Genomic DNA, 22,673 nt, shown 5'->3' on the forward strand with positions numbered 1-22,673 from the left:
GATAGAATTGTTAGGAGGATTAAGTCGTCTATGAAACAAATTGTATTATCGATTGTAGCTGAAAATAATCCAGGAGTGCTCAGCCGTATTTCCGGATTGTTCAGCCGCAGAGGTTATAATATTGACAGTATTACAGCCTGCAAGACACAGGATGAGAAGTTTTCAAGAATGACCATCGCAGTGAGCGGGGATGACACCATCCTGGCTCAGATCAAGAACCAGCTGATCAAGCTTGAGGATGTCATAAGACTTGTGGAACTTGAAGACCCCACATCTGTCTGCAGGGAACTGATTTTGGTCAAGGTCCGTACAGGCAAGGCTGAAAAGCAGGAGATCATCACGATTGCTGATATATTCAGAGCGAAAGTTGTGGATGTGGCAAAGGATTCACTGATGATTGAACTCACCGGAAATGTCAATAAGATTGAAGCTTTCATAAGTTTACTGGAAGATTTTGATATTCTGGAACTTGTGAGAACAGGGCTTACCGGTCTGTCCCGCGGGGAAACCGTGCCGAGACTTGTCAAGTAGGCACACATTTAATTCAAAAGGTATGGGAATACCCCTTACTTATAAAGCCTAGAAAATGGAGGAATGTAAAATGGCAAAGATTTATTATCAAGAAGACTGTAACTTATCACTTTTAGACGGAAAGACCATCGCCGTGATCGGTTACGGAAGTCAGGGACATGCACACGCCCTTAATGCAAAAGAATCCGGATGCAACGTCATCATCGGATTATATGAAGGAAGCAAATCCTGGAAGAGAGCAGAAGAGCAGGGATTTGAAGTATATACAGCCGCTGAAGCTGCCAAAAAAGCAGATATCATCATGATCCTGATCAACGATGAAAAACAGGCTACAATGTACAAGAATGACATCGAACCTAACTTAGAAGCAGGAAACATGTTAATGTTCGCTCATGGTTTCAATATCCATTTTGGATGCATCGTGCCTCCAAAAGACGTGGATGTAACAATGATCGCTCCAAAAGGACCTGGACACACTGTAAGAAGCGAATACGAAGAAGGAAAAGGTGTTCCTTGTTTAGTAGCTGTAGAGCAGGATGCTACTGGCAAAGCATTAGATACAGCTTTAGCGTATGCGTTGGCTATCGGTGGAGCAAGAGCAGGAGTTCTTGAGACAACCTTCAGAACAGAGACAGAGACAGACTTATTCGGTGAGCAGGCAGTACTGTGCGGCGGTGTTTGTGCGTTAATGCAGGCTGGTTTTGAGACATTAGTAGAAGCTGGATATGATCCGAGAAATGCATACTTTGAGTGTATCCATGAGATGAAGCTCATCGTTGACCTGATCTACCAGTCAGGATTCTCAGGAATGAGATATTCTATCTCTAATACTGCAGAATATGGTGATTACATCACAGGACCTAAGATCATCACAGAAGACACAAAGAAGGCAATGAAGAAGATCCTCTCCGACATCCAGGACGGAACTTTCGCAAAAGACTTCTTAGTAGATATGTCTGACGCAGGAAGCCAGGTTCACTTCAAGGCTATGAGAAAGTTAGCATCTGAGCATTCTTCAGAAGTAGTTGGAGAAGAGATCAGAAGCTTATACAGCTGGTCTGACGAAGACAAACTGATCAATAACTAAAAAATAACTACATAATATAAAAACACCTCAGGCAGAGAATCATGCTTACAGCAATTGATTTCTCTGCCTGAGGTGTTTTTAGGTTTTATCTTATTTATCCATGTCCATAATCTGAACAGAAATTTGTGTCTCATAATTATCGTAACCGGAACGAGTCAGTTCATCAAGAATTGTCGTCTCATAAAAAGAAGTTCCCAACGTAAGCTTATGTTCCTCCGAATATGCTAAGATTTTATAATAAGTTTCTCCGATCGTATCCCAATGACCATGATGATAGGCATATAGATAATGACCCTCCGGTTTCGTTGTATAAGTGATCTTCTTAGGAGGGGTATCAAACAACATGTACACATGCAGGTAATTATCATAGATACCTTGATGAATATCCACTGCACTTTGGAGAAAACCAATGTTATATGGGCTTTTGATACCAAGCTTATCACAGTGCATCAAAAGTTCACTGATCTTAATTGCCACAATCTTATCATCTGCGGAAGAAGAATGTGTGGCAATATAGTATTGAGCCGGTGTTTTTAAGATTTCGATCTGGCTGAAATCTTTTTGCAAAGCATCTTTTAGCAGGGCAGATTTTTTTGCAGCCACTTTTTTGTGGTTTTTAATTTACGGATCTTCTGATCAATGGAATGTTCCTCTCTCTCCAAAAGCGTAAACAGGGCTTCAGGGCTTTTGTGATCGAGATATTCTTTAATATCTGACAGGGGAACACCCAGCTGGCGCAGTGTAAAGATGACATCAAACACTTCTAACTGCGAAATAGAATAGTATCGGTAGTTATTTTCCAGTTTTACTTCAGGGGAAAACAGGCCGATATCGTCATAGTGAAATAACGTATGTTTTGTGACACCGGCTACTTTTGCAAATTCACCAGTGGATAAATATAAATCTTTATTAATCATTTTAATTACCTCTTGACTATAGGACTACCCGATAGTTTATCATAACTAATGCAGTGGAGATAATCAAGAGAAAGAGGTGGAATTATGACAAAATCAATCGGACAGGACTTTAAGTTGTTCTCACTGCTGAAGTTTGCGCTGCCGTCTATGATCATGATGGTATTTATGTCATTATATACAATTATAGACGGAGTATTTATTTCAAGACTGATAGGAAGTGATGCATTATCAGCTACCAATATTGTATATCCGGCCATCAATGTATTGATCGCAGTTGGTATTATGCTGTCAACGGGAGGCAGTGCAATTATTGCAAAGAAAATTGGAGAACGAAAATCAGGGGAAGCCAGAAAGAATTTCTCCTTGATCGTAGCGACGGGGGCAGCCTTTGGCGCTGCGGCTCTTATTTTAGGAAATATGGGGATCACTCCATTGATTAAAATGCTGGGTGCAACAGATCGTATATTTGAATTGTGCAGAACATATCTAAGTGTATTACTTTATTTTGCACCAATGTGTGTATTGCAGCTTCTATTCCAAATGTTATTTGTAACCGCAGGAAGACCAGGAATCGGACTTGTCACAACGATTGTTGGAGGCATTACGAACGCAGTGCTTGATTATGTATTTATGGGACCTCTTCAGATGGGGATAGCCGGTGCAGCTCTTGCAACCGGTTTAGGGCAGGCAGTTCCGGCTGTGATCGGTGTAGTTTATTTTTTCGCTGTAAAAGAAGAGCTGTACTTTGTGAAGCCCAACATAGATCTGAAGGTACTAAAATATAGTTGTCTGAATGGTTCTTCTGAAATGGTGACAAATCTATGCACTGCTATGGTGACTTTCTTATTTAATATCATGATCCTGAAGCTGGCAGGAGAAGAAGGTGTTGCCGCAATGACAATTGTATTGTATGGGCAGTTTCTGTTTAATGCGTTATATCTGGGATTTTCAATGGGGATTGGACCGGTGTTCAGTTTCAATTATGGGAGTGGAAATAGGAAACTGCTCCGAAGGATATTCCGCATCTGCATCCTGTTTATCGCAGTATCGGCGGTCATTGTAACGATAGCGGCATTGTCCGGAGCCTCACTGATTGTAGAGATATTTACACCGAAAGAGTCCGGCACTTATGATTTAGCAAGGAGAGGATTCTTCTTATTCTCGTTTAATTATCTGTTTGCCGGAATGAATATATTTGCATCAGCCATGTTTACGGCTTTTTCCAACGGTAAAATATCAGCAATCATATCATTTATGCGAACCTTCGTATTTATTATAGGCAGTATTTTGATCCTGCCGCGCATAATGGGAATAGACGGCATATGGCTGGCAGTACCTTTAGCAGAATTACTGACGATTCTGGGTTCGGTCTGGTTCTTTTGGAAGATGAAGGATGTGTATCATTATGCCGGAAAAGGCGCAGGCAATGATTTAGGAAAAAAGCAAAAATATAATGTATAATCTGAGAATTTTGAAAGGGGCTTTTGGAAAAAATACTCCCTTCTAGGTAGATAAGTGAGATAAAACATCACATTATACTTAGAAGGGAGTATTTTTATATATGGCCGCGGCTGCCAGCCACAATAATATGGCAGGCAGTACAATACTTGTTGTATAAATGATCTGACACCTTTGAATCCGTTATAATGTGATTCACCGATCTGAAATCAACAATCTGGAACGCCGACTTTCTATCAAATTTCTGGTGCTCACACAAAAAGAATGTCTCATCTGAAGAAGCAACGGTCGCAATTTTACTTCCCAATTCATATTCTGTTATGGTTGAAAAACCCATCTGAAGATCCACTCCGTTGGCACCCAAAAATGCCTTTTTAAAATGCATGGACTGGATCTGTTCTACAGTCATCATTCCTTCCACGGCTTCTGCAAATTTATAATAAAGACCACCCACAACGATCAGCTGGCAGTCATCAGCGTCTGCCAGGCTTTTTGCAATATTTAGAGAATTGGTCGCCACCGTGATATTTCTAGCGGTCAAAAACGGCGGCATCAGATCCGTGATGGAACTGCTGTGGAGAAAGACAAATTCGTTGTCTTTTACATAAGAGGCAGCTTTTTTTGCGATTTCCATTTTTTCGTGGTAATTATGGAATTTTCTTTTTGTGTGGTCCAGAATCTCATCGTTTTTGTTCACCTGTGCCAATGCCCCGCCGTGGGTCCGTATGATGAGCCCCAGCTGGTTCATAATGTTTAATTCCCTCCGTATGGTAGAAGCAGAGACATCAAACTTTTCAGCCAGCTCCTCTACCGATACTTCTTTTTCTTCGTTTAACAGATTTAAGATCTGCAGCTGTCTTTCTTTATGTTTCATATTTCAACCTCCTTATCAACATCATATCACTTGAAGTGCGCATATTCAAACCAAAAATGCTCAAATGGGAATATAATAGATGAAAAAAGTGAGCAATTCGATTGAATGGGCACTACAAACCTCCTATAATCAAGATATAGAAGGAGGGAGAAGAATGGTTGGAATTTTAGTGGCAACCCACGGCAGGTTCGCAGAAGGGCTGTTAAACGCTGTGGAATTGATTGCAGGTAAGCAGGAAAAAACCGGGACCATAGGATTGTTTCACGGGGACGGCATCTGGGAATTTGAGGACAGAATGAAAATGCTCATCCGTGAACTGGATGACGGGGACGGAGTGCTGGTATTTGTGGACATTCTGGGAGGGAGCCCGGCAAACACCGTCATGAAATGTCTTTCCATGAATCATGAAATACGCGCGATCGCTGGCGTTAACATGGGAATGCTTGTCCAGGCGGTTATGATGAGGGACGGAACAAGCCTTGAGGATCTATGTGATATTTGTGAAGAGGCGGGAAAACAAGATCCTGTTCTGTTACATAAAAGATTTGAAGAACTCATGGCAGAAGCATCGGAAATGGATGATGAGATTTAGGAGGGAAATGCAATGAAAGAAATCGTATTGACAAGGATTGATGACCGGCTGATCCACGGACAGGTAATGACTTCATGGTTAAACTATACAGGCGCAAATAAAATCATGGTGATTGATGACCAGACCGCAGGGGATCCGTTCATGAAAACCGTATTAAAAAATGCAGTGCCGTCCAACGTGGGACTCGGACTGTTTACGGTTCCCAGAGCGGCAGCCAGGTTAAAGACAGGCTTTAAGCCGGGGGACAAAGTCATTATCCTGGTCAAGTATCCGGACACGGTGCTTTCATTGATCGAAGAGGGGGTGGCATTTGAGCATTTAAACATCGGAGGAATGGGGGCAGCTCCGGGAAGAGAAAAATTCTACAAAAATATTTCTGCCACAGAGGAAGAAAAGGAGATCGTAAAAAAGATCATCCAATCCGGCTGTAAGACAGAAATACAAATTATCGCAGAGGATGCAAAAGTTGATGTTTCAAAATTACTTTAAATGTGTGGGAAAGGTGGAAGAACTATGAATATTTCATTATGGCAGGCAATCTTAATCGGTGTTGTCTATTATCTGGGAATCACAGGAACTCCCTGGCTTACAGCTTTGGGAAGCACCATCATCCAAAAGCCTTTGGTGGCAGGTGTGCTGGTAGGATGTATTATGGGGGATCCGGTACAGGGAGCGATCATCGGAGCGGCAATCCAGCTGCCGTTCATCGCTTATATTTCAGCAGGAGGAGCCCCTCCTACAGACCCGGGTCTTGCAGGAACTTTGGGAACGGCATTGGCCATTGCAGGAGGGGTTAAGCCTACGGCAGCTATTGCTCTGGCAGTTCCCATCGGACTTTTAGGGACCATTATTTGGGTGATCCATATGACCGTGGATGTCTTCTTTGTCCATGCCATTGACCGGGCTGCGGCTGAAGGAAATATGAAAAAGGCAAAATTTTTACATATTGTACCGCCTCAAATCTTTGCTTTTATCATCGGATGTATCCCAGTGGCTCTGGGCTGTTATTACGGGTCAGGAGTTGTGACAAACATTATCCAGGCACTGGAGGGCAGGCCGCTGCAGGCTTTGGAGGTCATCGGGGGACTTCTGCCGGCTATCGGTATCGCCATGAATCTGCGTGCCATAAGCAAACCAGGCATTCTCCTATGGTACATCTTGGGATTTATCGTCGCAGTATATCTGAATCTTGAAACTATGCCAATCGCCATCATCGCAGGTATCGTCGCGTACATCTATACATCCATCATAGCAAAGATCGATGAGACCGGAGTGCCGGCCATGGCAGGCGGGCCGGATCCGGATGACGACTTTGACGATGATTTTGAATAAGGAGGGAAGGAACAATGGCAGAAAAAAGAGTAGCATTGAGCAAAAAAGATGTAGTGAAGGCATTTTGGAAATGGACGTTTTTTTCACATTCCAACTATAATTACGAACGGCTTCAGGCCAGCGGTGTTTTACAGTCCATGTCCCATCTTCCGGAAAAATTATATCCGGACAGCCCGGAAGAACAGAAAAAATTTATGGAAAGGCACATGGCATTTTATAACACGGAACCCCATTTCGGAGGCATTGTCAACGGTATGGTCATCGCTATGGAAGAAGAGCGTGCCAATGGGGCGGAGATCACGGATGATGCCATCAACAGCGTAAAGACCGGACTGATGGGGCCCATGGCCGGAATTGGAGATACGTTATGGCAGGGAACACTGACACCAATTCTGCTGGCTGTGGGGATCAGCATCGCATCCGGCGGAAATGTCATGGGAGCGGTGGCCTTCTCAGCCCTGATGGCTGCGATCATGCTTCCCATCGCCTACTTTATGTACATGAGGGGATATAAAACAGGAAAGACCGGAGTGGAGGCGATCTTGAGCGGAGGAAAGATGAAACAGCTGATCTCGGCGGCGTCCATCATGGGTGCGACTGTTCTTGGTTCCCTGACAGCAAACTATGTCAGTGCCGCATCTACTATGAAGATCAAGGTAGGCGCTACCAAACTGGCACTGCAGGCCGATGTGCTGGATAAGCTTCTCAAGGGAATGCTGCCTTTGGGAATCACATTATTGACGTTATATCTGCTGAAAGACAAGAAGATGAAATCAACAACCGTTATGCTGATCCTTGCAGTATTGGGGGCAGTGTTAGGACTTACTGGGATCTTAGGATAAGGAGGAGAAGGAAAATGGCTGAGACAATGAAGACGGCAGTGTTTAGGGATATCAGGCAGATTGAACTGGAGATATGTGAGAAACCAAAGGCATCAGGAAATAAAATTCTTGTTAAGATTGATGCTTCTGCGATTTGTACATGGGAACAGAGGGTTTATACCGGGGTGAATAAAGTAGAATTTCCGTTCATCGGAGGACACGAGATAGCTGGGCATATCGTGGAGATGGGGGAAGACGTAGATCATACAGAGTGGGCCATTGGAGACAAGGTGGTCATAGGAGCCACACTTCCATGCCGCAACTGCTACTACTGTAAGACTGGAAATGAGCAGAGCTGTGAACATTTTAATCACAGTGCTCATTTGGAAGGCTTGCCGTACCACGGAATGGGCGGATTGAGCGAATATATGCTTGCGGCTCCCGAATGCCTGTTTAAATACGACAATGTGGAGCCGGAGCAGGCCGCAGTGATCGAACCGGTTTCCTGCGTTGTCCACAGTGTGGAGACAGCAGATGTACAGTTGGGAGACACAGTCCTTATCATTGGATGCGGAATTATGGGACTGCTCCACACGGCAATCTGTGCCAAACAGGGAGCGGCAGTTATTGTATCTGACGTAAACGAAGAACGGACGGCCCTGGCAAAGGAGCTGGGGGCCAAGTTTACAGTTAATCCGGCAAAAGAGAATCTTTCCGAGCGTGTAAAGGAGATTACAGGAGGAAGGAAAGCCCAGGTGATCTTTGATACCACGCCGATTTCTTCCGTGGTGGAGGATGCGTTTGCGTGTGTCGGAAATACAGGAAAGATCGTGTTGTACAGTTCCATCCATCCGGCCGAGCCCGTGCCGTTTGATCCCAACTGGGTCCACGGAAAATCCATTCAGATTTTGGGAACAGCAAACTCCAACAGCCGTGATTTTATGAGGGCAGCCCAGATGGTGTCCTCAGGAGTTTTAGACCTGAAGCCATTTGTCAGTGAGATCTATGAAGCAAAAGATATCAAAACTGCATTTGAGTCGGCAATTCAGGGAGATAAATTCAGGGTTGTTGTAAAGTTTTAAAAAGAACCAGTCTATAGCGACCGTGCAGGCAGAGAGGTGACAACATGAAACAGAAAGAAAGGCAGCTTAAGATACTGAATCTGTTGGATGAGGAGAAGGAGGTTTCTGTGGAGGATCTTGCCCAGAAATTTAATGTCTCAGCTTCCACCATACGGAGGGAATTAAACAGTATGAACCAGTTGGGGCTTATTATACGGACCCACGGAGGAGCTCTGGTGCAGGTAAATAAAAACGATGAGATCCTGGATCACACAAAGCGGAGGTACCACAACTATCATGAGAAAATGGAGATCGCCAAGAAAGCGGCTTCTTATATCGGAGATGATGACTTTGTCTTTCTGCACAGCAGCTCCATCACGGATCTGATGCCGCCTTTCATAACCAGCAGGAATATCACGGTGGCCACCAACTCACTGAATATTGCCAGGAGCCTGAAAGACAGTGATGACTGCCAGCTGATCCTTTTAGGCGGGATCTATTATAAATATGCAGAAGCCATCGAGGGGATGATGACCGTGGACCAGATCCGTTCCATGCATTTTCAAAAGGCCTTTCTGGGAGCCAACGGAGTGGACCTTCAAATGGGCTTTTCCACCATAACGGAGTTTGAACTGAGCAGCAAGGTGGCGACCATTGATGCGTCTGACGAAACCTTCTTTTTGTGTGAACATCAGAAGTTTGACAGAAAGTCAGCCTTTCAGATCGTGCCCTTGGACTGCGTGGACCACATTATAACAGATTCGAAAGCGGCCAGTGATCTATATGATAAATATATCTCTGCCTGCCATATCATTGTATCCGGCAACAAAAAGAATTGAGATTAAAAGGAGAAAACAACATGTTAGTAAACAGTAAAAGTATGTTAAATAAGGCAAGGGACCTGCGGTATGCGGTTCCGGCAACCGATGTATTTAACCTGGAATCTTTAAAAGGTGTATTGAACGCGGCAAAAGAATGTGACTGCCCGCTGATCATTGCACTGGCAGAGGTACATGTAGAAACCCTGCCGCTTAAAGAGTGTGCACTGCTTGTGAAATATTTTGCATCCAACATGGATCAGGATATTGTTCTGCACCTGGATCATGGATTTACGCCGTCTCTGGTCAAACAGGCCATTGACTGCGGTTTTACGTCCGTCATGTATGACGGGTCAAGCCTTCCTTTTGAGGAAAATGTAAAGGCTACAAAAGAGATCGTGGAATACGCAAAGAAGCACAACGTAACTGTGGAGGCCGAGATCGGACATGTGGGATCAGAAGCCGCAGGTTCCAATGAAGTAAAGGAATGTGAAGGAGAGGATTCCTCAAAATTGACAACCGTGGAGGAAGCGGTATCTTTTGCCGAGGCCACAGGGGTGGATTCATTGGCCGTATCCATCGGCACAGCCCATGGAAATTATGTGGGAACACCGAAATTGGACTTTGACAGGCTGAAGGATATCAGGGAACACATCGGTATCCCGCTGGTGCTGCACGGAGGCTCCGGTACCGGCTATGAGAATCTGAACAAAGCGGTTTCTCTAGGGATCAGTAAGGTGAATATTTACACAGATTTAATGAATGCGGCCAAAAGCGCATATGAAAATCAAATCGACAAAACAGATTACTTTGAATTGTGCGCGGTCTCCCAGAAAGCGATCACAGAGAAGCTCAAAGAGTACTATGAAGTGTTCATGACAAAGAAAAGCCGTGAATAAACCATCAATGGAGAGATGTGAAATGATCTATATTTCAAATGAAGATGTTTTAGCAGGATATTTAAAAGAGCGGGGATTGTTAAAGGATCCGTCATCCTGTACGATCCACTATTGCCAGGGCGGCGTTTCCTGTACGGTTGCCTACGTGGAGATCGACGGCCGGCCGATGATTATAAAACAGGCTTTGGAGCAGCTGAAGACAAAAGATACTTGGCTGTGTGATCCAAACCGTATGTATATCGAATATGAGAGCAATAAGATCTACCATGACCTTTTACCTGAGAATGCTCCCGAGACATATTTTTATGACAAGGAGAATTATATTTATGGAAGAGAAGCGGTGCCGGACGGATGCCAGATGTGGAAAGATGATTTAATGAAGGGTCTCATCGATTACAAGGTAGCCGAAAAAGCGGTTGATACATTGGCTGCCGTCCACAATCACTGTGCCGACAGGGAAGATATCGCCCGGATGTTTGAGAACAAGGACGTTTTTCATGCCCTGAGGATTTCTCCTTATATTGATTTTACAGTGACAAAACACCCTGAAATAACTGAGTTTGCCCAAAGAGTTTCTGATGAGATGATGGACAGCAAAATAACCTTGATCCACGGGGACTATAGTCCGAAAAATATCATGGTGACAGAGGACGGCATGAAAGTTCTGGACTATGAAGTGACAAATTACGGCCATCCGGCATTTGATCTGGCGTTCCTCTCCAATCATTTTATTTTGAAAGCGGTAAAATTCCAGGACCGCCCAGGAGAATACTTAGATCTGCTCGACTATACTGTGAAACGATATTTTAAGTCCCTCACATGCATGGATCTCAAGGAATTTGAGCCAGTCTATATCCGGACACTGGCCCTTTTGATGCTTGCGAGAATCGATGGGAAAAGCCCTGTGGAATACCTTACAGAAGAAAAAGGAAAACAGGAGCTTGTAAGGCGGTTAAGTCTCACAATGATCAAAGATCAAATGGATACCTATAGTGACACAATAAAAATGCTTAGAAACGAGATAAGGAGGTTGACAAAGTGACAGATTATTCAATCAGCAAAGTCACCGCAAGACAAGTGATAGATTCCAGAGCCAATCCGACGGTGGAAGTGGATATCACCTTAAACTGCGGTGCTGTGGGAAGAGGTACAGTCCCGTCCGGTGCCTCCACCGGAGCTTATGAAGCTTTGGAACTGCGGGACGCAAACGAAGAGTACGGCGGGAAAAGTGTCCGCCAGGCTATAAAAAACATAGAACAGATCCTTGCGCCGGCCCTGCTGGGCAAAGATGCAACAAAACAGGTTATGCTTGATCACTTAATGATCGGTTTGGACGGGACAGAAAACAAAAGCAAACTAGGCGCCAATGCGATCCTCGGATGCAGTATGGCTATTGCCCACGCGGCTGCCAATGCAAAACATGAGCCTCTGTTCCGGTATCTGGGAGGTGCCAACGCGAAAACAATCCCACTTCCTATGATCCAGATCATAGGAGGCGGAGCCCATGCAGCAAACTCCATCGACATACAGGACTTTCTGGCCATTCCCTTAAGTGCCTCTTTTTTTGAGCAGGGAATCGAAATGATCGCAAATGTATATAGCGGGACTAAGAAGGTGTTTGAACGAACAGGACGCCCCCTGTCCATCGCTGATGAGGGCGGCTTCTGGCCCACCGGTTTTTCCTGCAATGAAGACGGCCTTAGGCTTCTCACAGAAGGAATCATAGAAGCCGGTTATGTTCCTGGAGAAGATATCGGCATCGCCCTGGATATCGCCGCAAGTGAATTTTATGACAGAGAGTCTGGAGTTTATAAGTTTACGCTTGAGGAGCAGGAGTACACAACCCATGAATTCGTTGACCTTTTGTGTAAATGGGCAGACAAGTACGCCATCGTATCCATGGAAGACTGCTGTTCAGAATTTGACTGGGAAGGAAATAAGCTGATCACGGAAAAGCTGGGCCATAAGATTCAGATCATCGGAGATGACTTATTTACGACCAACATTAAGAGAATCCAGTATGGCGTCTCTCAGGGAACATGTAATTCTGTACTAATCAAGATGAACCAGATTGGCAGCATCACAGAGACTCTGGATGCCATTGAATGTACGAAGAATGCAGGATATCTTCCGGTGATCAGCGCCAGGAGCGGGGAGACAGAAGATGCAACCATCGTCCATCTGGCGATCGCTACAAATGCAGGGCAGTTAAAGGTTGGATCCATTGCCCGTTCAGAGAGAACTGTAAAATGGAACGAGGGAATCCGGATGGAGCAGGAACTGGGATCCATGGCAGAATATCCGTCAGCTTCCATTTTTGAACGGATCAAAAGGTCATAACGGTAAATTTATAGGAGGTATTATATGTATCAGTTATTTATGGGCGGACAATATGTAGACGGAAAGGGAAAACAGATCGATGTGATTAACCCTGCGGACAGTACAGTGGCAGGTACTTTTTGTTCGGCAACAAAAGAGCAGGCCGAAGAGGCATTAGAAATCGCCCAGAAAGCATTTAAGACCTGGGGGAAAACACCGGTCATGGAGCGCTGCCGGCTTCTTTCGAAGTTCGCGGATTTAGTAGAAGAACACAAGGATGAGATCTCCCAGTTAAATTCCCTGGAGACTGGAAAACCTTACGGGGAAGCATATGGAGATACAGGTTTTTGCCTGAATGTTCTCCGTTTTCATGCGGAAGAGGCAAAAAGGGTCTATGGCACTACATTAAATGATTATAACTCAGAGAGGGGAAGTGTCTATCATATGGTAGAAAAGCGTCCAGTGGGAGTTGTGGTGGGACATTTGGCATGGAATTATCCCATGTATAATGCGGCATTAAAAATCGGTCCTGTCATCGGATCCGGATGCACCGCAGTTTTAAAACCATCCTCACAGACGCCTCTTGCGACACTTTTATTGGGAAAACTGATCAAGGAAGCCGGCATTCCGGACGGTGTCATCAATATTCTGGCAGGCTCATCCTCTGAATTGGGACATACTTTAAATTCCAGCACGATCCCGAGACTGATCGGCTTAATCGGTTCCACAGACACAGCCCTTCAGGTCATGAAAGACAGTGCGACTTCCGTAAAACGGTTCTCCTTTGAACTGGGCGGGAACGCCCCTACCATTGTTTCAGAAAGCGCAGATCTGTCCGCGGCAGCTGACACTATAGCTTCTATGAAAATGGGAAACTCAGGCCAGATGTGCGTTGACCATAACCGGATTTATATCCATGAATCTGTGTATGACAAGTTCTGTGATCTGATGTTTGACCGCTTGAAGGAATATAAAATCGGACAGGGTGCGGACGACGGTTTGGTCATAGGCCCTATGATCAACCAGTCTGCCCAGAAGACAATGGTTTCCCTGGTTGAGGATGCGGTTCAGAAAGGTGCAAGACTTGTTCTGGGTGGAAAGATCCCGGACGGAAAACCAGAGGGAAGTTCGTTCTTTGAGCCTACACTATTGCTTGATTGTGACCGTTCTATGAAGGTGTATCAGCAGGAAATCTTTGGCCCTATCGCTGCACTTTCTAAATACAGTGATTATGATGAGATCCTTTCGGAAGCCGCAGACACAGACGGAGGTCTTTCTTCCTATCTGTTCAGCCATGACACAAAAGAGATCGCGAAAGCCGTGGAGACCTTTAAGTCCGGGGAAGTCCTGATCAATGTGGATGGAATCGGGGATGTGGAATTTCTGCCTCACTGCGGCATTGGGAATTCTGGACTTGGGTGTGACAATTCCCTGTGGTCATTGGAGGAATATTTTGATCTTAAGAGAGTGAAGATCGTTCCGTAACGATATATAGAAAACAGAAGAAGTAATGGAGGCAGTCCTGTATTTAATAGGGGCTGCTTTCTCTGTTTTGTTCGACAAGAACTATAGACTGACGCAGATAGCCCATAGATGCCTTTAAAAATTGTACAAAACTGTATCCGCCTGCCTGATAGACGTTGTGGAAGAGCAGCCATACAAAAAGCATGGTAAGTTCCATAATCATTATTCTTATAACTTTATCGAATGCGCGTTTTTTTAAGCGGCTTAGGGTATAAGACTGAAATATAATATGAGGCAGTTCATCTTTAAGCATTTGGCTGCAGATGCTTTTTAACGCAGAAGACTCTGTGCTTTTTGACAGCGCATCATAATAGGTCAGAGCTATGATCTCCGCTGTCACAAGAATCGTAATCTCACTTTTAATTCCGCCCGTCTGTCTTAATTTACGGAATAATTTATCAGGAAGAGATTTCTTTGCGGTTTTTACATGATAAAAATCCATAAACGTTCTCAGATATGCAGAATGCCAGTTTTCTTCTCTGATAAACCACTGTACGGCTTCCTGGTAGTCTGTCTCTTTGTACTCTTGTATAAATCTTCTGGCAGCCTTCATCAGATGTCTGCCGTCAGAACCTTCCCCTTTTTGAAATGCCTTTATGGAAGGAAAAATAAGATCACATTCTGATGCTGATAATTGCTTTTCCTGAGAAAAATCAATATCCAGTCTTTGATGATTGTTTTCTTGAAAGTAAGAAATCCAATCCCGGTAATCGTACTGATTCATTTTTGATTTTGTTAGATTTATCATTTCAAGGCTCCCTTGTATAAAATTCTCATTCATGTTGTAGATTTCTTTTAAATACATTTTATCATAAGCAGAACTTGAATGATATCATAAGAAGCAGTAGAAGTAGAACTTCCGCCGCAGATATGTTATACTGAAAAGCAGAAACTTAACAAGAACTGAGGAAAAGAATATGAAGTTACAGCAAGTGTTGAGCTATGTCCGCAGGGCTGTGGACGATTATCAGATGATACAGGAAGGGGATAAGATCGCAGTAGGGATTTCAGGCGGGAAGGACAGTCTGACCATGCTGTATGCCCTTGCGCATTTACGGATCTTTTATCCCAATAAGTTTGAGATACATGGGATCACTGTGGATCTGGGATTCGGAAATTTTGACATTACACAGGTAGAGGCCCTCTGTCGAGAACTGAAAGTTCCTTATACTGTCGTTAAGACTGAAATCGCGGATGTGGTGTTTGATCGCAGAAAAGAGACCAACCCATGCTCCCTCTGTGCCAAGATGCGCAAGGGTGCTCTGAATGAAAAGATCAAGGAACTGGGTTGCAATAAAGTGGCCTATGCCCATCACAAGGATGATCTGGTGGAGACATTTTTAATGTCGATGCTGTTTGAAGGACGTCTGCACTGTTTTTCTCCTGTAACTTATCTTGACCGGATGGATCTTAAAGTGATCCGGCCGCTGATGTATATGGATGAAGCAGATGTGATCGGGTTTAAAAATAAAATGAATCTTCCGGTAGAGAAGAGTCCATGTCCGATGGACGGTTACACAAAGAGACAGTACGCCAAAGAGACCTTAAAAAAATTAGACGAAGACCATCCTGGCTCCAAGGATCATATGTTCCGGGCTATGCTTCACGGAAATCTGGAAGGATGGCCTAAGAGACAAGAGCGGAAGAGATAAAAATGAACAGGGCACCGATCAGGATTATTTTCTGATCGGTGCCCTGTTTGTTGAGTCTCTGACAATGAGCTTTGGCTGGTATTCAATTCTTGTGATCCGCTCAGCATTGTCGGAAGAGGAGCGGTCTTTTCCTATTTTCTTATAGAGCATCTGGAATGCCTCACTTCCTTTTTCCTGCATATAATGTTCAATCGTCGTGAGAGAGACAGAGATCAGGCGGGAAGGGAAGTTGTTGTCGAATCCGCAGACACTGAAATCCTTTGGTATCTCATAACCTGCCTTTAATGCAGCGTCGGCAACCCCGTAAGCAATCACATCATTGACGCCGATGAGGGCAGTGATCCGTTCAGCCTCCGGACTGTGCAGACATTGGTCGCACAGTTCAAACCCGATACTGTGTTCCAGAAAAATATTTTGGCGCTCATAAGTAGGTATGATCTTTTTTTCGTAGACTGAAACGGTACATTCAGGTGAGACCTTTTTGAAAGTGTCCTGAATCCCCTGGAGCCTTCTTGTACGCATGGTGTTGGGACGCTCAAGGGTAGTGGAGATAAAAGCAGCATGCCGGTGTCCCAATTCCAACAGATGCTCTGCTATGAGAACCCCGGCTATATAATTGCTTGTTTCAATGGTATCCAGCTGGATAGTAGAATCTTTATCCCCAATGACAACCACAGGCACACTGTCACCGATCTGTTCCACAAACTCAGGAGCACTTGGCATCATGGCGAAGATGATACCGGACACATTCATTTCCAGCACGTCTTTAATCATTTCCTTTTCTAAGGACGGGTCCCGGAATGTATTAAAGTTAAAAACACGGTAATCGCAGAGGTGGGCTGTATGTTCGATAGACTGAACGATAGTGGAATAGTAAGGATTCGTTACGTTGGGACAAAATACAGCGATGATCTTTGAAAGTTTTTCGGAGTCTTTTTTTTGATGCTGGGCAGATGAAGACTGTTTGATGATATAGCCGGTCGTTTTGACAGCATCCATAACTTTCTTTATTGTCTCTGCAGAAAATGTTACATCACTTTTCTGGTTTACAATCATGGAGACCGTTGAGATCGATACACCGGATTGTTTTGCTACATCCTGCAGGGTAATTTTCTTTTTATTTGTCATGAGGCTCTCTCCCTTTGATAGTTACGAGCATAAGCAATACATTATCTTAATGTGTTATTTGCTTTTATTATATCACAATCTATTATAAATGAAAGCAGAAGCTATGATGATTGAAAAACATAGGAAATAAGAAACATCCTCATCTATACGCAAAATACTAATTTAAATTATAGATAAAGGAAAATCCCACAGATCATTATACTGTCAGGATCATTTTCTGGCACGGATAATCAAACACGGTGAGTAATTCATCATCTTTAAATCCGCATTTATGATAACACTTTCTTGCAGGAATCCCTTTGGGATCACCGGATGCAAATGTCACCACCTGGATCTGATCGCCTGTTCTGAAGTCAGATTTCATTTTTTCAATCATGGATCTTGCAATTCCTTTTTGTCTGGCTTCAGGATGTACTGCCAGGAACTCAAGCTCACAGTCTGCTTTTGAATAAAGCAATAAGCCAATGATATTCCCAGCTTCGTTCACGGCCAATACAGCCTCTCTGTGTTTGATACAGTTTTCCAGAGCTTTTTTAAATCCTTCTTTCTCATATCCTGCAAAGTCATCTTTGACGACCTCTACAAATTCAATACATATATTTATATCGTTGTATCCAACATAATTAATCGTCATTTGGCACTCCCCTTCCTAGTCTTTCCAATTCCACCATTTTAGCTTTTCCGGTTCATGTACCTCTGTGGAGGCATAATATACAGCACACCGGTATACATAAAGCTGGCATCGGTCTATATGGCAGCCCTTCATCATACATTCTCTCTCATATAGTTCTTCCGGGTCTGCCCCTTTTAATGACTGTATGGTAGTATATCCGAGCATTTGAAGGGCCTCTTCTGTCTTTTTTCCCACACCGGGAATGTTCCTTAATTCACCCATATTTTCTCCTGTAATGATTCTCTCCTATGTTCTTTTTTTATTTTAACACACAACTAGATCTTCTGCATTCTTCTGATTCTATTTTGACATAATATAGAACTTGATATATTATTAATGTGCAGTTTAGAAAAATTATTCAGGTTTTGGTCAAGTATTATAAAATCAAGGAGGTTCCTCACCTATGGGAAAAATGACAGTGTATCACGGCAGCTATACTTCTGTTCCGTATCCTGAAATTAGAAAAGGAAGAAATACAAAAGATTTTGGAACTGGATTTTACTGTACTGTAATACGGGAACAGGCAGAACGATGGGCAAAAAGATATGACCAGCCAATGGTTAATGTCTATACAGTTCGTTTTAATTCAGGCTTGAATATTCTAGAGTTTAAAGAAATGTCGGAACAGTGGCTTGATTTTATAATTAATTGCAGGAATGGAGTACCGCATGATTATGACATTGTCATCGGTGCAATGGCAAATGATCAAATTTACAACTATATTGCGGATTTTATTGACGGAATCATTACCAGAGAACAGTTTTGGGCTTTGGCTAAATTCAAGTATCCAACCCATCAGATTAACTTCTGCTCTGTAGAAGCATTAAAATGTCTGACTTTTGTATCATGTGAGGAGGTGGACCGATGACAGGAAGAGAAGACAAAAAAGAGAACGATCTTTTTTTTACCTGTAGTCTGATTGATTATATAGCCCGAAAAACAAAAAATAAAAGATCTGCTGTGGCAAATGCTTTAGGCAAAGATTTAATTACAAAAATTTATGATTTAGCAGATGTATATCACAGTGACAATATCGACCGAGTGAGCGATGATTTTATCTCAGCTGCCAAACTTCAGAATGGTGATTTTGATAATGTATCTTCTGCAAAATATGCTGTTCCAAGCCACTGGGATATTGGAAAAGTCTACAAACGCCTGATTCTTGGTATTGCGAAAGAAAAAGAAATGGATATCCCTGATGCTCTGCTGGCTGCATACAATTCGTTTGTCAGTGATAAAATTGATGATTATAACAGCAGCTTCTATTATGACGCTCCACAAAATATTTTAAATGCTTTTTTAGATGGAAAAATTGAATAAGTTCTTAATATGATAGAATCCCAGAGCAATTCAATCTCCGGGATTCTATTAATTATATGATCATGTAATGTCCTTCTTCTCTGCCATCCGAACACATATCCCGGCAAACAGCAATGAAATAACAGTAAGGATAGACGGTATAAAGATATTTTCCCGCAGAGAGGCTCCGCCGATGTTTCCCTGCATAAGAACAATCAGTAAAAAAGAGGAGACAATGGCTGCCTTTGAGGATTTAGCTTTCATCCCGATAAAAAGTGCGATAAAACTAATACAGATTGTGGAAGCAGATTTTAAAAGCGTTGTCAGATAAAACATTGGATCAGTAAGCGATACATCCATCGGGAAAGAGGAATTTTGATAAAAATTCATACCAAGCTGGACAACAGCGTAACATATCAATTTGGCAGCAACCAAAGATACAAAACTAAAGATCCAGACAGCTGCGATTTTGGAGATCATAATTTTCTTTCGGCTTACCGGATAAGTAAACATCAGCTCCATAGTTTTGTTTTTATATTCAGATATAATAAATGTAGCATGCATGACAGCGGCAAAGATTAAAAATGAGATATCTGTCAATAGTTCTACATTTGTGGAGATCCCCATTTGCTTCAAAGCCATATCCGGGACTCCTGTTGCGGAATCATCGGCAATCCCCAGAAATGCCATAGCAAAATTAAATATTGCTAATACTGCGATTAAGATTGCAGCACCAGCAATATATTTGCTGATTTTATGCTTTTGCCATTCTAACTTTATTAATTTAAACATAGGACTTTCCCTCCCCTTCTGATTGTGCTGTAAGTTTCAAAAAATAATCTTCCAGTGAATCATTTTTTCTTTTCAATGCATCTATTTCCACGTTATTTTGTGAGAGCACTCTGGACAAAGTGCCAGTGGAAACAGAACTGTCATAGATCCGAATTTCACCTTCATCCATTACTTTAAAATCAGAAACCGAGAGCTTCTCTTCCAGGACAAATGAGGTGTGCTTCACGTCAGAGGTCACAAGTTCGATATAGGCAAGACTTCCCTCGGAAATCTCCTGCATAGACAGTTCATTGAGCATATGGCCGTGATGGATAATCCCGATCGTATCCGCCAGATTTTCCACTTCTGATAAAAGGTGACTGGATATAAGGATTGTAATGCCATATTCATCGCACAAAGTTCTTAAAAGATCCCTGATCTGCTTCATTCCTGCAGGATCCAGCCCGTTATATGGCTCATCGAGAATCAGTAGTTCCGGTTTAGCAAGAACTGCCCTGGCAATCCCAAGACGCTGTTTCATACCCAGAGAATAGCTTTTCACATGTTGTCTGGCTGCACCTGTGAGATCCAGCATGTCAAGTGCACTGCCCACACAGTCAGGACTGTAGTATCCCATATATTCGCAGTGCAGCTTTAAATTTTCTTCTCCGCTTAGTTCTTCATAAAACACAGGAAACTCGATCATACTCCCCATCCGTTTTAAAAGATCATGGGAGGAGGGGCCAAGTTTATTCCCAAACAGTTCGATCTCTCCTGAGGTTGGCTTCCAAAGATTTGTGACAAGCTTCATGGTTGTTGTCTTTCCTGCACCGTTTGGTCCCAGGAATCCGTAAATCTCACCTTTGTGCACCGACATATTCAGATCTGAAAGAATTTCTTTTCCGTCAACGGTCTTGGTAAGATGAGATGTTTTCAATACATCTTTCATAATATGTTTCTCCCTTCCTTTTTCATTTATCATACAGCTTTGGATTTTCAGAACTGTTGAATAAATCTTACGAATTTCTTTCGGAGAAAGATTTAATAATTAAATTTGTTTAATTGCAGCGTAAATGTAGTTTTTTCGTATGGAATGCTCTGTAAAGAAAGGTTCCCGCCCATCCTCACCGCAAGTGCTTTTGCGATTGTAAGGCCAAGTCCGTTGCCGCCCATGTTTTTGTTTCTAGAATCGTCCAGCGTGTACAATCTGTCAAACACATGGGACAAATTCTCCTTGGCTATCCCCTTCCCTTTGTCCGTCACATTAATAAAAACTGTAGATTCTTCTTCTCTCAGTCTGACCCCAAGATAGCTTCCATCTGATCCATAGCGGATGACATTTGTGATCAAATTAAATAAGATGCGGCTTATGGCATCCTCATTTCCATATACAAACACATCTTTTTCGGGAATATCAATTTCCACATCAAAATCTTTTGCTGTGAGAATATTGTAGAAATCCACAACGTTCTGTCTTAAGATCTCATTGATCGAAAGTTTTGACATGGTCAGATCTGTATCACCGGCCTCTATTTTTGACAATGTGAAAAATTCATTGATCAATTCCATCAACTGGGTGGCTTTTCTCTGAATCTTCTTTAATGCTGTTTTATTTTCCCCCGGCTGATTTGACATAATTTCAAGATATCCAAGGATAACGGTCAACGGAGTTTTAATATCATGAGATACATTCGAGAGCATTTTTTTAGAGGCAATCTCTGCTTTTTTATAATCAGCTTTTACCTTTTGGCGGTCCTCCAGCAGGCGGTTCATCTGGCAGATTAAATCTGCAATCTCTGCCGAACCGGTAAAGGACATTACTTTTTCGTCCGTATCCTCCGTTAAAATCCTGTCGAGCTGTCTAGTAAGCTCTGCAATATTTTTCGTCTGGTTTTTATATCGAAAGTACTCTGCTGTAAAGAAAACAGCGAAAAGCAGAGTTAATACTACCAATATGTAAAGGATGGGCATTGTCATAGATTTTCCCCCAGCTTATAACCAATTCCCCAAACCGTTATGATATACTTGGGTTTCCGGGCATTATTTTCTATTTTATTCCTCAGTCTGCTGATGTGGACGTTCACTGCATTTTCATCTCCCATGTAGTAATCTTTCCATACAGCAGAATAAATCTGTTCCTTGGTATATACTTTTTTGGGATTCCCCATAAGAAGCTTAAGAATTTCAAATTCTTTTGCAGTTAAATCCAGTTTCTTTCCATTTTTAGAAACCGTGTAATCATCCAGATTCATGGTGAGTTCTCCGGCTTTCAGAAGCTGCAAAGATTCAGGCTGCTCTGCAAAGGTTAAATACTGGGTTGTCCTGCGTATGTTTGCCTTAATTCTTGCTAATACCTCTGTCACAGAAAAGGGTTTGGTAATATAATCATCTGCACCTAAAAGAAGTCCCAGTGACTTATCAAGTTCCGTATCCTTTGCTGATAGAATGATGATCGGAACAACACTATCTTCCCTGATTTTTTTCATAACTTCCATTCCGCTCAGTTTCGGGATCATCAGATCCAGCAGCACCAGATCATAAGAACCTTCAAAAAACTTCTGACAGGCCATCTCACCGTCAAAAGCTGTTTCCACTTCAAATGCTTCTCTGCTCAAAAAATCTTCCAGCATCTCGCTGATTTCCATATCATTTTCAATCAATAATAGCTTCACAATACCCCGGTTCCTTTCTGTTTTGTATCTATTGTCTTTATTTTATCATAAGAAACAATTTGAGTATATTCAAATAATGCTTGCACTCTTCGATATTATTCGATAAAATATCTCTAGCGGGGTATGGCTCAGCTTGGTTAGAGCGCACGACTGGGGGTCGTGAGGTCGCAGGTTCAAATCCTGTTACCCCGATTTATCATTTAGTCAGTAATTAAAGAACATCCCGAATACGTTCATTGCCGTAT

27 protein-coding genes and 1 tRNA gene are annotated in these 22,673 nt (G+C 42.8%); 17 read left to right on the forward strand and 11 right to left on the reverse strand.

Annotated features, from left to right (window positions below; all coding sequences use genetic code 11):
• Nucleotides 1-30 precede the first annotated feature (30 nt).
• Nucleotides 31-531, forward strand: a complete 501-nt coding sequence (ilvN, locus tag AR1Y2_RS08675) for an acetolactate synthase small subunit (protein ID WP_137328605.1) — start codon at nt 31-33, stop codon at nt 529-531.
• A gap of 70 nt (nt 532-601) precedes the next feature.
• Nucleotides 602-1,618, forward strand: coding sequence for a ketol-acid reductoisomerase (ilvC, locus tag AR1Y2_RS08680; RefSeq protein WP_137328606.1), 1,017 nt, complete (start codon nt 602-604; stop codon nt 1,616-1,618).
• A 90-nt stretch (nt 1,619-1,708) separates the two neighbouring features.
• Here the strand turns inward: ilvC and AR1Y2_RS08685 are convergent, their stop codons facing one another.
• Together AR1Y2_RS08685 and AR1Y2_RS08690 are read right to left on the reverse strand one after the other, a co-directional pair.
• Nucleotides 1,709-2,221, reverse strand: coding sequence for a GyrI-like domain-containing protein (locus AR1Y2_RS08685; protein WP_137328607.1), 513 nt, complete (start codon nt 2,219-2,221; stop codon nt 1,709-1,711).
• Complete coding sequence (locus tag AR1Y2_RS08690; RefSeq protein ID WP_137328608.1) at nt 2,194-2,535, reverse strand: MerR family transcriptional regulator; 342 nt, start codon at nt 2,533-2,535, stop codon at nt 2,194-2,196. The genes AR1Y2_RS08685 and AR1Y2_RS08690 overlap by 28 nt, the downstream gene beginning before the upstream one ends.
• Before the next feature lie 84 nt (nt 2,536-2,619).
• On the opposite strand from AR1Y2_RS08690, the gene AR1Y2_RS08695 reads away from it, so the two are divergent.
• Complete coding sequence (locus tag AR1Y2_RS08695) at nt 2,620-3,996, forward strand: MATE family efflux transporter (protein WP_137328609.1); 1,377 nt, start codon at nt 2,620-2,622, stop codon at nt 3,994-3,996.
• A gap of 94 nt (nt 3,997-4,090) precedes the next feature.
• On the opposite strand, the gene AR1Y2_RS08700 is transcribed toward AR1Y2_RS08695, so the two are convergent.
• Nucleotides 4,091-4,867, reverse strand: a complete 777-nt coding sequence (locus AR1Y2_RS08700; RefSeq protein ID WP_137328610.1) for a DeoR/GlpR family DNA-binding transcription regulator — start codon at nt 4,865-4,867, stop codon at nt 4,091-4,093.
• Between the two features lie 154 nt (nt 4,868-5,021).
• On the opposite strand from AR1Y2_RS08700, the gene AR1Y2_RS08705 reads away from it, so the two are divergent.
• From AR1Y2_RS08705 to AR1Y2_RS08750, 10 genes are read left to right on the forward strand one after another with little or no spacing between them, the layout of a single operon-like run.
• Complete coding sequence (locus AR1Y2_RS08705) at nt 5,022-5,459, forward strand: PTS sugar transporter subunit IIA (protein WP_137328611.1); 438 nt, start codon at nt 5,022-5,024, stop codon at nt 5,457-5,459.
• 12 nt (nt 5,460-5,471) lie between these two features.
• Entirely contained in the window at nt 5,472-5,948 is a 477-nt protein-coding gene (locus tag AR1Y2_RS08710) for a PTS sugar transporter subunit IIB (protein WP_137328612.1), read from the forward strand.
• Between the two features lie 24 nt (nt 5,949-5,972).
• Nucleotides 5,973-6,791: a PTS mannose/fructose/sorbose/N-acetylgalactosamine transporter subunit IIC gene (locus AR1Y2_RS08715; RefSeq protein WP_137328613.1), complete on the forward strand. Its 819-nt coding sequence runs from the start codon at nt 5,973-5,975 to the stop codon at nt 6,789-6,791.
• A gap of 14 nt (nt 6,792-6,805) precedes the next feature.
• Nucleotides 6,806-7,633 (forward strand): PTS system mannose/fructose/sorbose family transporter subunit IID, encoded by an 828-nt coding sequence (locus AR1Y2_RS08720; RefSeq protein WP_137328614.1) that lies wholly within the window; start codon nt 6,806-6,808, stop codon nt 7,631-7,633.
• A gap of 14 nt (nt 7,634-7,647) precedes the next feature.
• The gene (locus AR1Y2_RS08725) at nt 7,648-8,694 is read left to right on the forward strand and encodes a zinc-dependent alcohol dehydrogenase (RefSeq protein ID WP_137328615.1); all 1,047 of its coding nucleotides are present in this window, start codon (nt 7,648-7,650) and stop codon (nt 8,692-8,694) included.
• A gap of 44 nt (nt 8,695-8,738) precedes the next feature.
• A complete protein-coding gene (locus tag AR1Y2_RS08730) occupies nt 8,739-9,512 on the forward strand; it encodes a DeoR/GlpR family DNA-binding transcription regulator (protein ID WP_137328616.1) in 774 nt (257 codons plus the stop codon).
• A 20-nt stretch (nt 9,513-9,532) separates the two neighbouring features.
• A complete protein-coding gene (locus AR1Y2_RS08735) occupies nt 9,533-10,390 on the forward strand; it encodes a class II fructose-bisphosphate aldolase (RefSeq protein WP_137328617.1) in 858 nt (285 codons plus the stop codon).
• A 22-nt stretch (nt 10,391-10,412) separates the two neighbouring features.
• Nucleotides 10,413-11,432 (forward strand): phosphotransferase, encoded by a 1,020-nt coding sequence (locus AR1Y2_RS08740; protein ID WP_175403622.1) that lies wholly within the window; start codon nt 10,413-10,415, stop codon nt 11,430-11,432.
• Nucleotides 11,429-12,730, forward strand: a complete 1,302-nt coding sequence (gene eno, locus AR1Y2_RS08745) for a phosphopyruvate hydratase (protein ID WP_137328619.1) — start codon at nt 11,429-11,431, stop codon at nt 12,728-12,730. Before AR1Y2_RS08740 ends, eno begins: the two co-directional genes overlap by 4 nt.
• 24 nt (nt 12,731-12,754) lie before the next feature.
• On the forward strand, nt 12,755-14,194 hold the full coding sequence (locus AR1Y2_RS08750; RefSeq protein ID WP_137328620.1) for an NAD-dependent succinate-semialdehyde dehydrogenase: 1,440 nt from the start codon (nt 12,755-12,757) through the stop codon (nt 14,192-14,194).
• A gap of 43 nt (nt 14,195-14,237) precedes the next feature.
• Here the strand turns inward: AR1Y2_RS08750 and AR1Y2_RS08755 are convergent, their stop codons facing one another.
• Nucleotides 14,238-14,981 carry a hypothetical protein gene (locus AR1Y2_RS08755; protein ID WP_137328621.1) on the reverse strand — a complete coding sequence of 248 codons (744 nt, stop codon included), beginning with the start codon at nt 14,979-14,981 and terminating at the stop codon, nt 14,238-14,240.
• Nucleotides 14,982-15,150: 169 nt separating this feature from the next.
• On the opposite strand from AR1Y2_RS08755, the gene AR1Y2_RS08760 reads away from it, so the two are divergent.
• The gene (locus AR1Y2_RS08760; protein ID WP_137328622.1) at nt 15,151-15,885 is read left to right on the forward strand and encodes a tRNA lysidine(34) synthetase; all 735 of its coding nucleotides are present in this window, start codon (nt 15,151-15,153) and stop codon (nt 15,883-15,885) included.
• Between the two features lie 24 nt (nt 15,886-15,909).
• Here AR1Y2_RS08760 and AR1Y2_RS08765 read toward each other — a convergent pair whose 3' ends face one another.
• The 3 genes from AR1Y2_RS08765 to AR1Y2_RS08775 all read right to left on the reverse strand — a co-directional run bounded on the left by AR1Y2_RS08765 (nt 15,910) and on the right by AR1Y2_RS08775 (nt 17,908).
• Nucleotides 15,910-17,013: a LacI family DNA-binding transcriptional regulator gene (locus tag AR1Y2_RS08765; RefSeq protein WP_137328623.1), complete on the reverse strand. Its 1,104-nt coding sequence runs from the start codon at nt 17,011-17,013 to the stop codon at nt 15,910-15,912.
• Between the two features lie 196 nt (nt 17,014-17,209).
• Nucleotides 17,210-17,647, reverse strand: coding sequence for a GNAT family N-acetyltransferase (locus tag AR1Y2_RS08770; RefSeq protein WP_137328624.1), 438 nt, complete (start codon nt 17,645-17,647; stop codon nt 17,210-17,212).
• A 15-nt stretch (nt 17,648-17,662) separates the two neighbouring features.
• Entirely contained in the window at nt 17,663-17,908 is a 246-nt protein-coding gene (locus AR1Y2_RS08775; RefSeq protein WP_137328625.1) for a helix-hairpin-helix domain-containing protein, read from the reverse strand.
• 181 nt (nt 17,909-18,089) lie between these two features.
• On the opposite strand from AR1Y2_RS08775, the gene AR1Y2_RS08780 reads away from it, so the two are divergent.
• Together AR1Y2_RS08780 and AR1Y2_RS08785 are read left to right on the forward strand one after the other, a co-directional pair.
• On the forward strand, nt 18,090-18,554 hold the full coding sequence (locus AR1Y2_RS08780; protein WP_137328626.1) for a DUF3990 domain-containing protein: 465 nt from the start codon (nt 18,090-18,092) through the stop codon (nt 18,552-18,554).
• Nucleotides 18,551-19,006, forward strand: a complete 456-nt coding sequence (locus AR1Y2_RS08785) for a hypothetical protein (protein WP_137328627.1) — start codon at nt 18,551-18,553, stop codon at nt 19,004-19,006. Before AR1Y2_RS08780 ends, AR1Y2_RS08785 begins: the two co-directional genes overlap by 4 nt.
• 60 nt (nt 19,007-19,066) lie before the next feature.
• On the opposite strand, the gene AR1Y2_RS08790 is transcribed toward AR1Y2_RS08785, so the two are convergent.
• The 4 genes from AR1Y2_RS08790 to AR1Y2_RS08805 form a co-directional block, all read right to left on the reverse strand.
• On the reverse strand, nt 19,067-19,777 hold the full coding sequence (locus tag AR1Y2_RS08790) for an ABC transporter permease (protein ID WP_137328628.1): 711 nt from the start codon (nt 19,775-19,777) through the stop codon (nt 19,067-19,069).
• Nucleotides 19,770-20,705, reverse strand: coding sequence for an ABC transporter ATP-binding protein (locus AR1Y2_RS08795; protein ID WP_137328629.1), 936 nt, complete (start codon nt 20,703-20,705; stop codon nt 19,770-19,772). Before AR1Y2_RS08795 ends, AR1Y2_RS08790 begins: the two co-directional genes overlap by 8 nt.
• Nucleotides 20,706-20,797: 92 nt before the next feature.
• Nucleotides 20,798-21,733 (reverse strand): sensor histidine kinase, encoded by a 936-nt coding sequence (locus AR1Y2_RS08800; RefSeq protein WP_137328630.1) that lies wholly within the window; start codon nt 21,731-21,733, stop codon nt 20,798-20,800.
• A complete protein-coding gene (locus AR1Y2_RS08805; protein ID WP_137328631.1) occupies nt 21,730-22,428 on the reverse strand; it encodes a response regulator transcription factor in 699 nt (232 codons plus the stop codon). The genes AR1Y2_RS08800 and AR1Y2_RS08805 overlap by 4 nt, the downstream gene beginning before the upstream one ends.
• A gap of 117 nt (nt 22,429-22,545) precedes the next feature.
• Between AR1Y2_RS08805 and AR1Y2_RS08810 the strand changes: the two genes are divergently transcribed.
• A tRNA-Pro gene (locus tag AR1Y2_RS08810) sits at nt 22,546-22,620 on the forward strand.
• Nucleotides 22,621-22,673: the final 53 nt, after the last annotated feature.

Origin of the sequence: Anaerostipes rhamnosivorans (assembly GCF_005280655.1) — a bacterium.
In the GTDB taxonomy this organism is placed as follows: domain Bacteria; phylum Bacillota; class Clostridia; order Lachnospirales; family Lachnospiraceae; genus Anaerostipes; species Anaerostipes rhamnosivorans.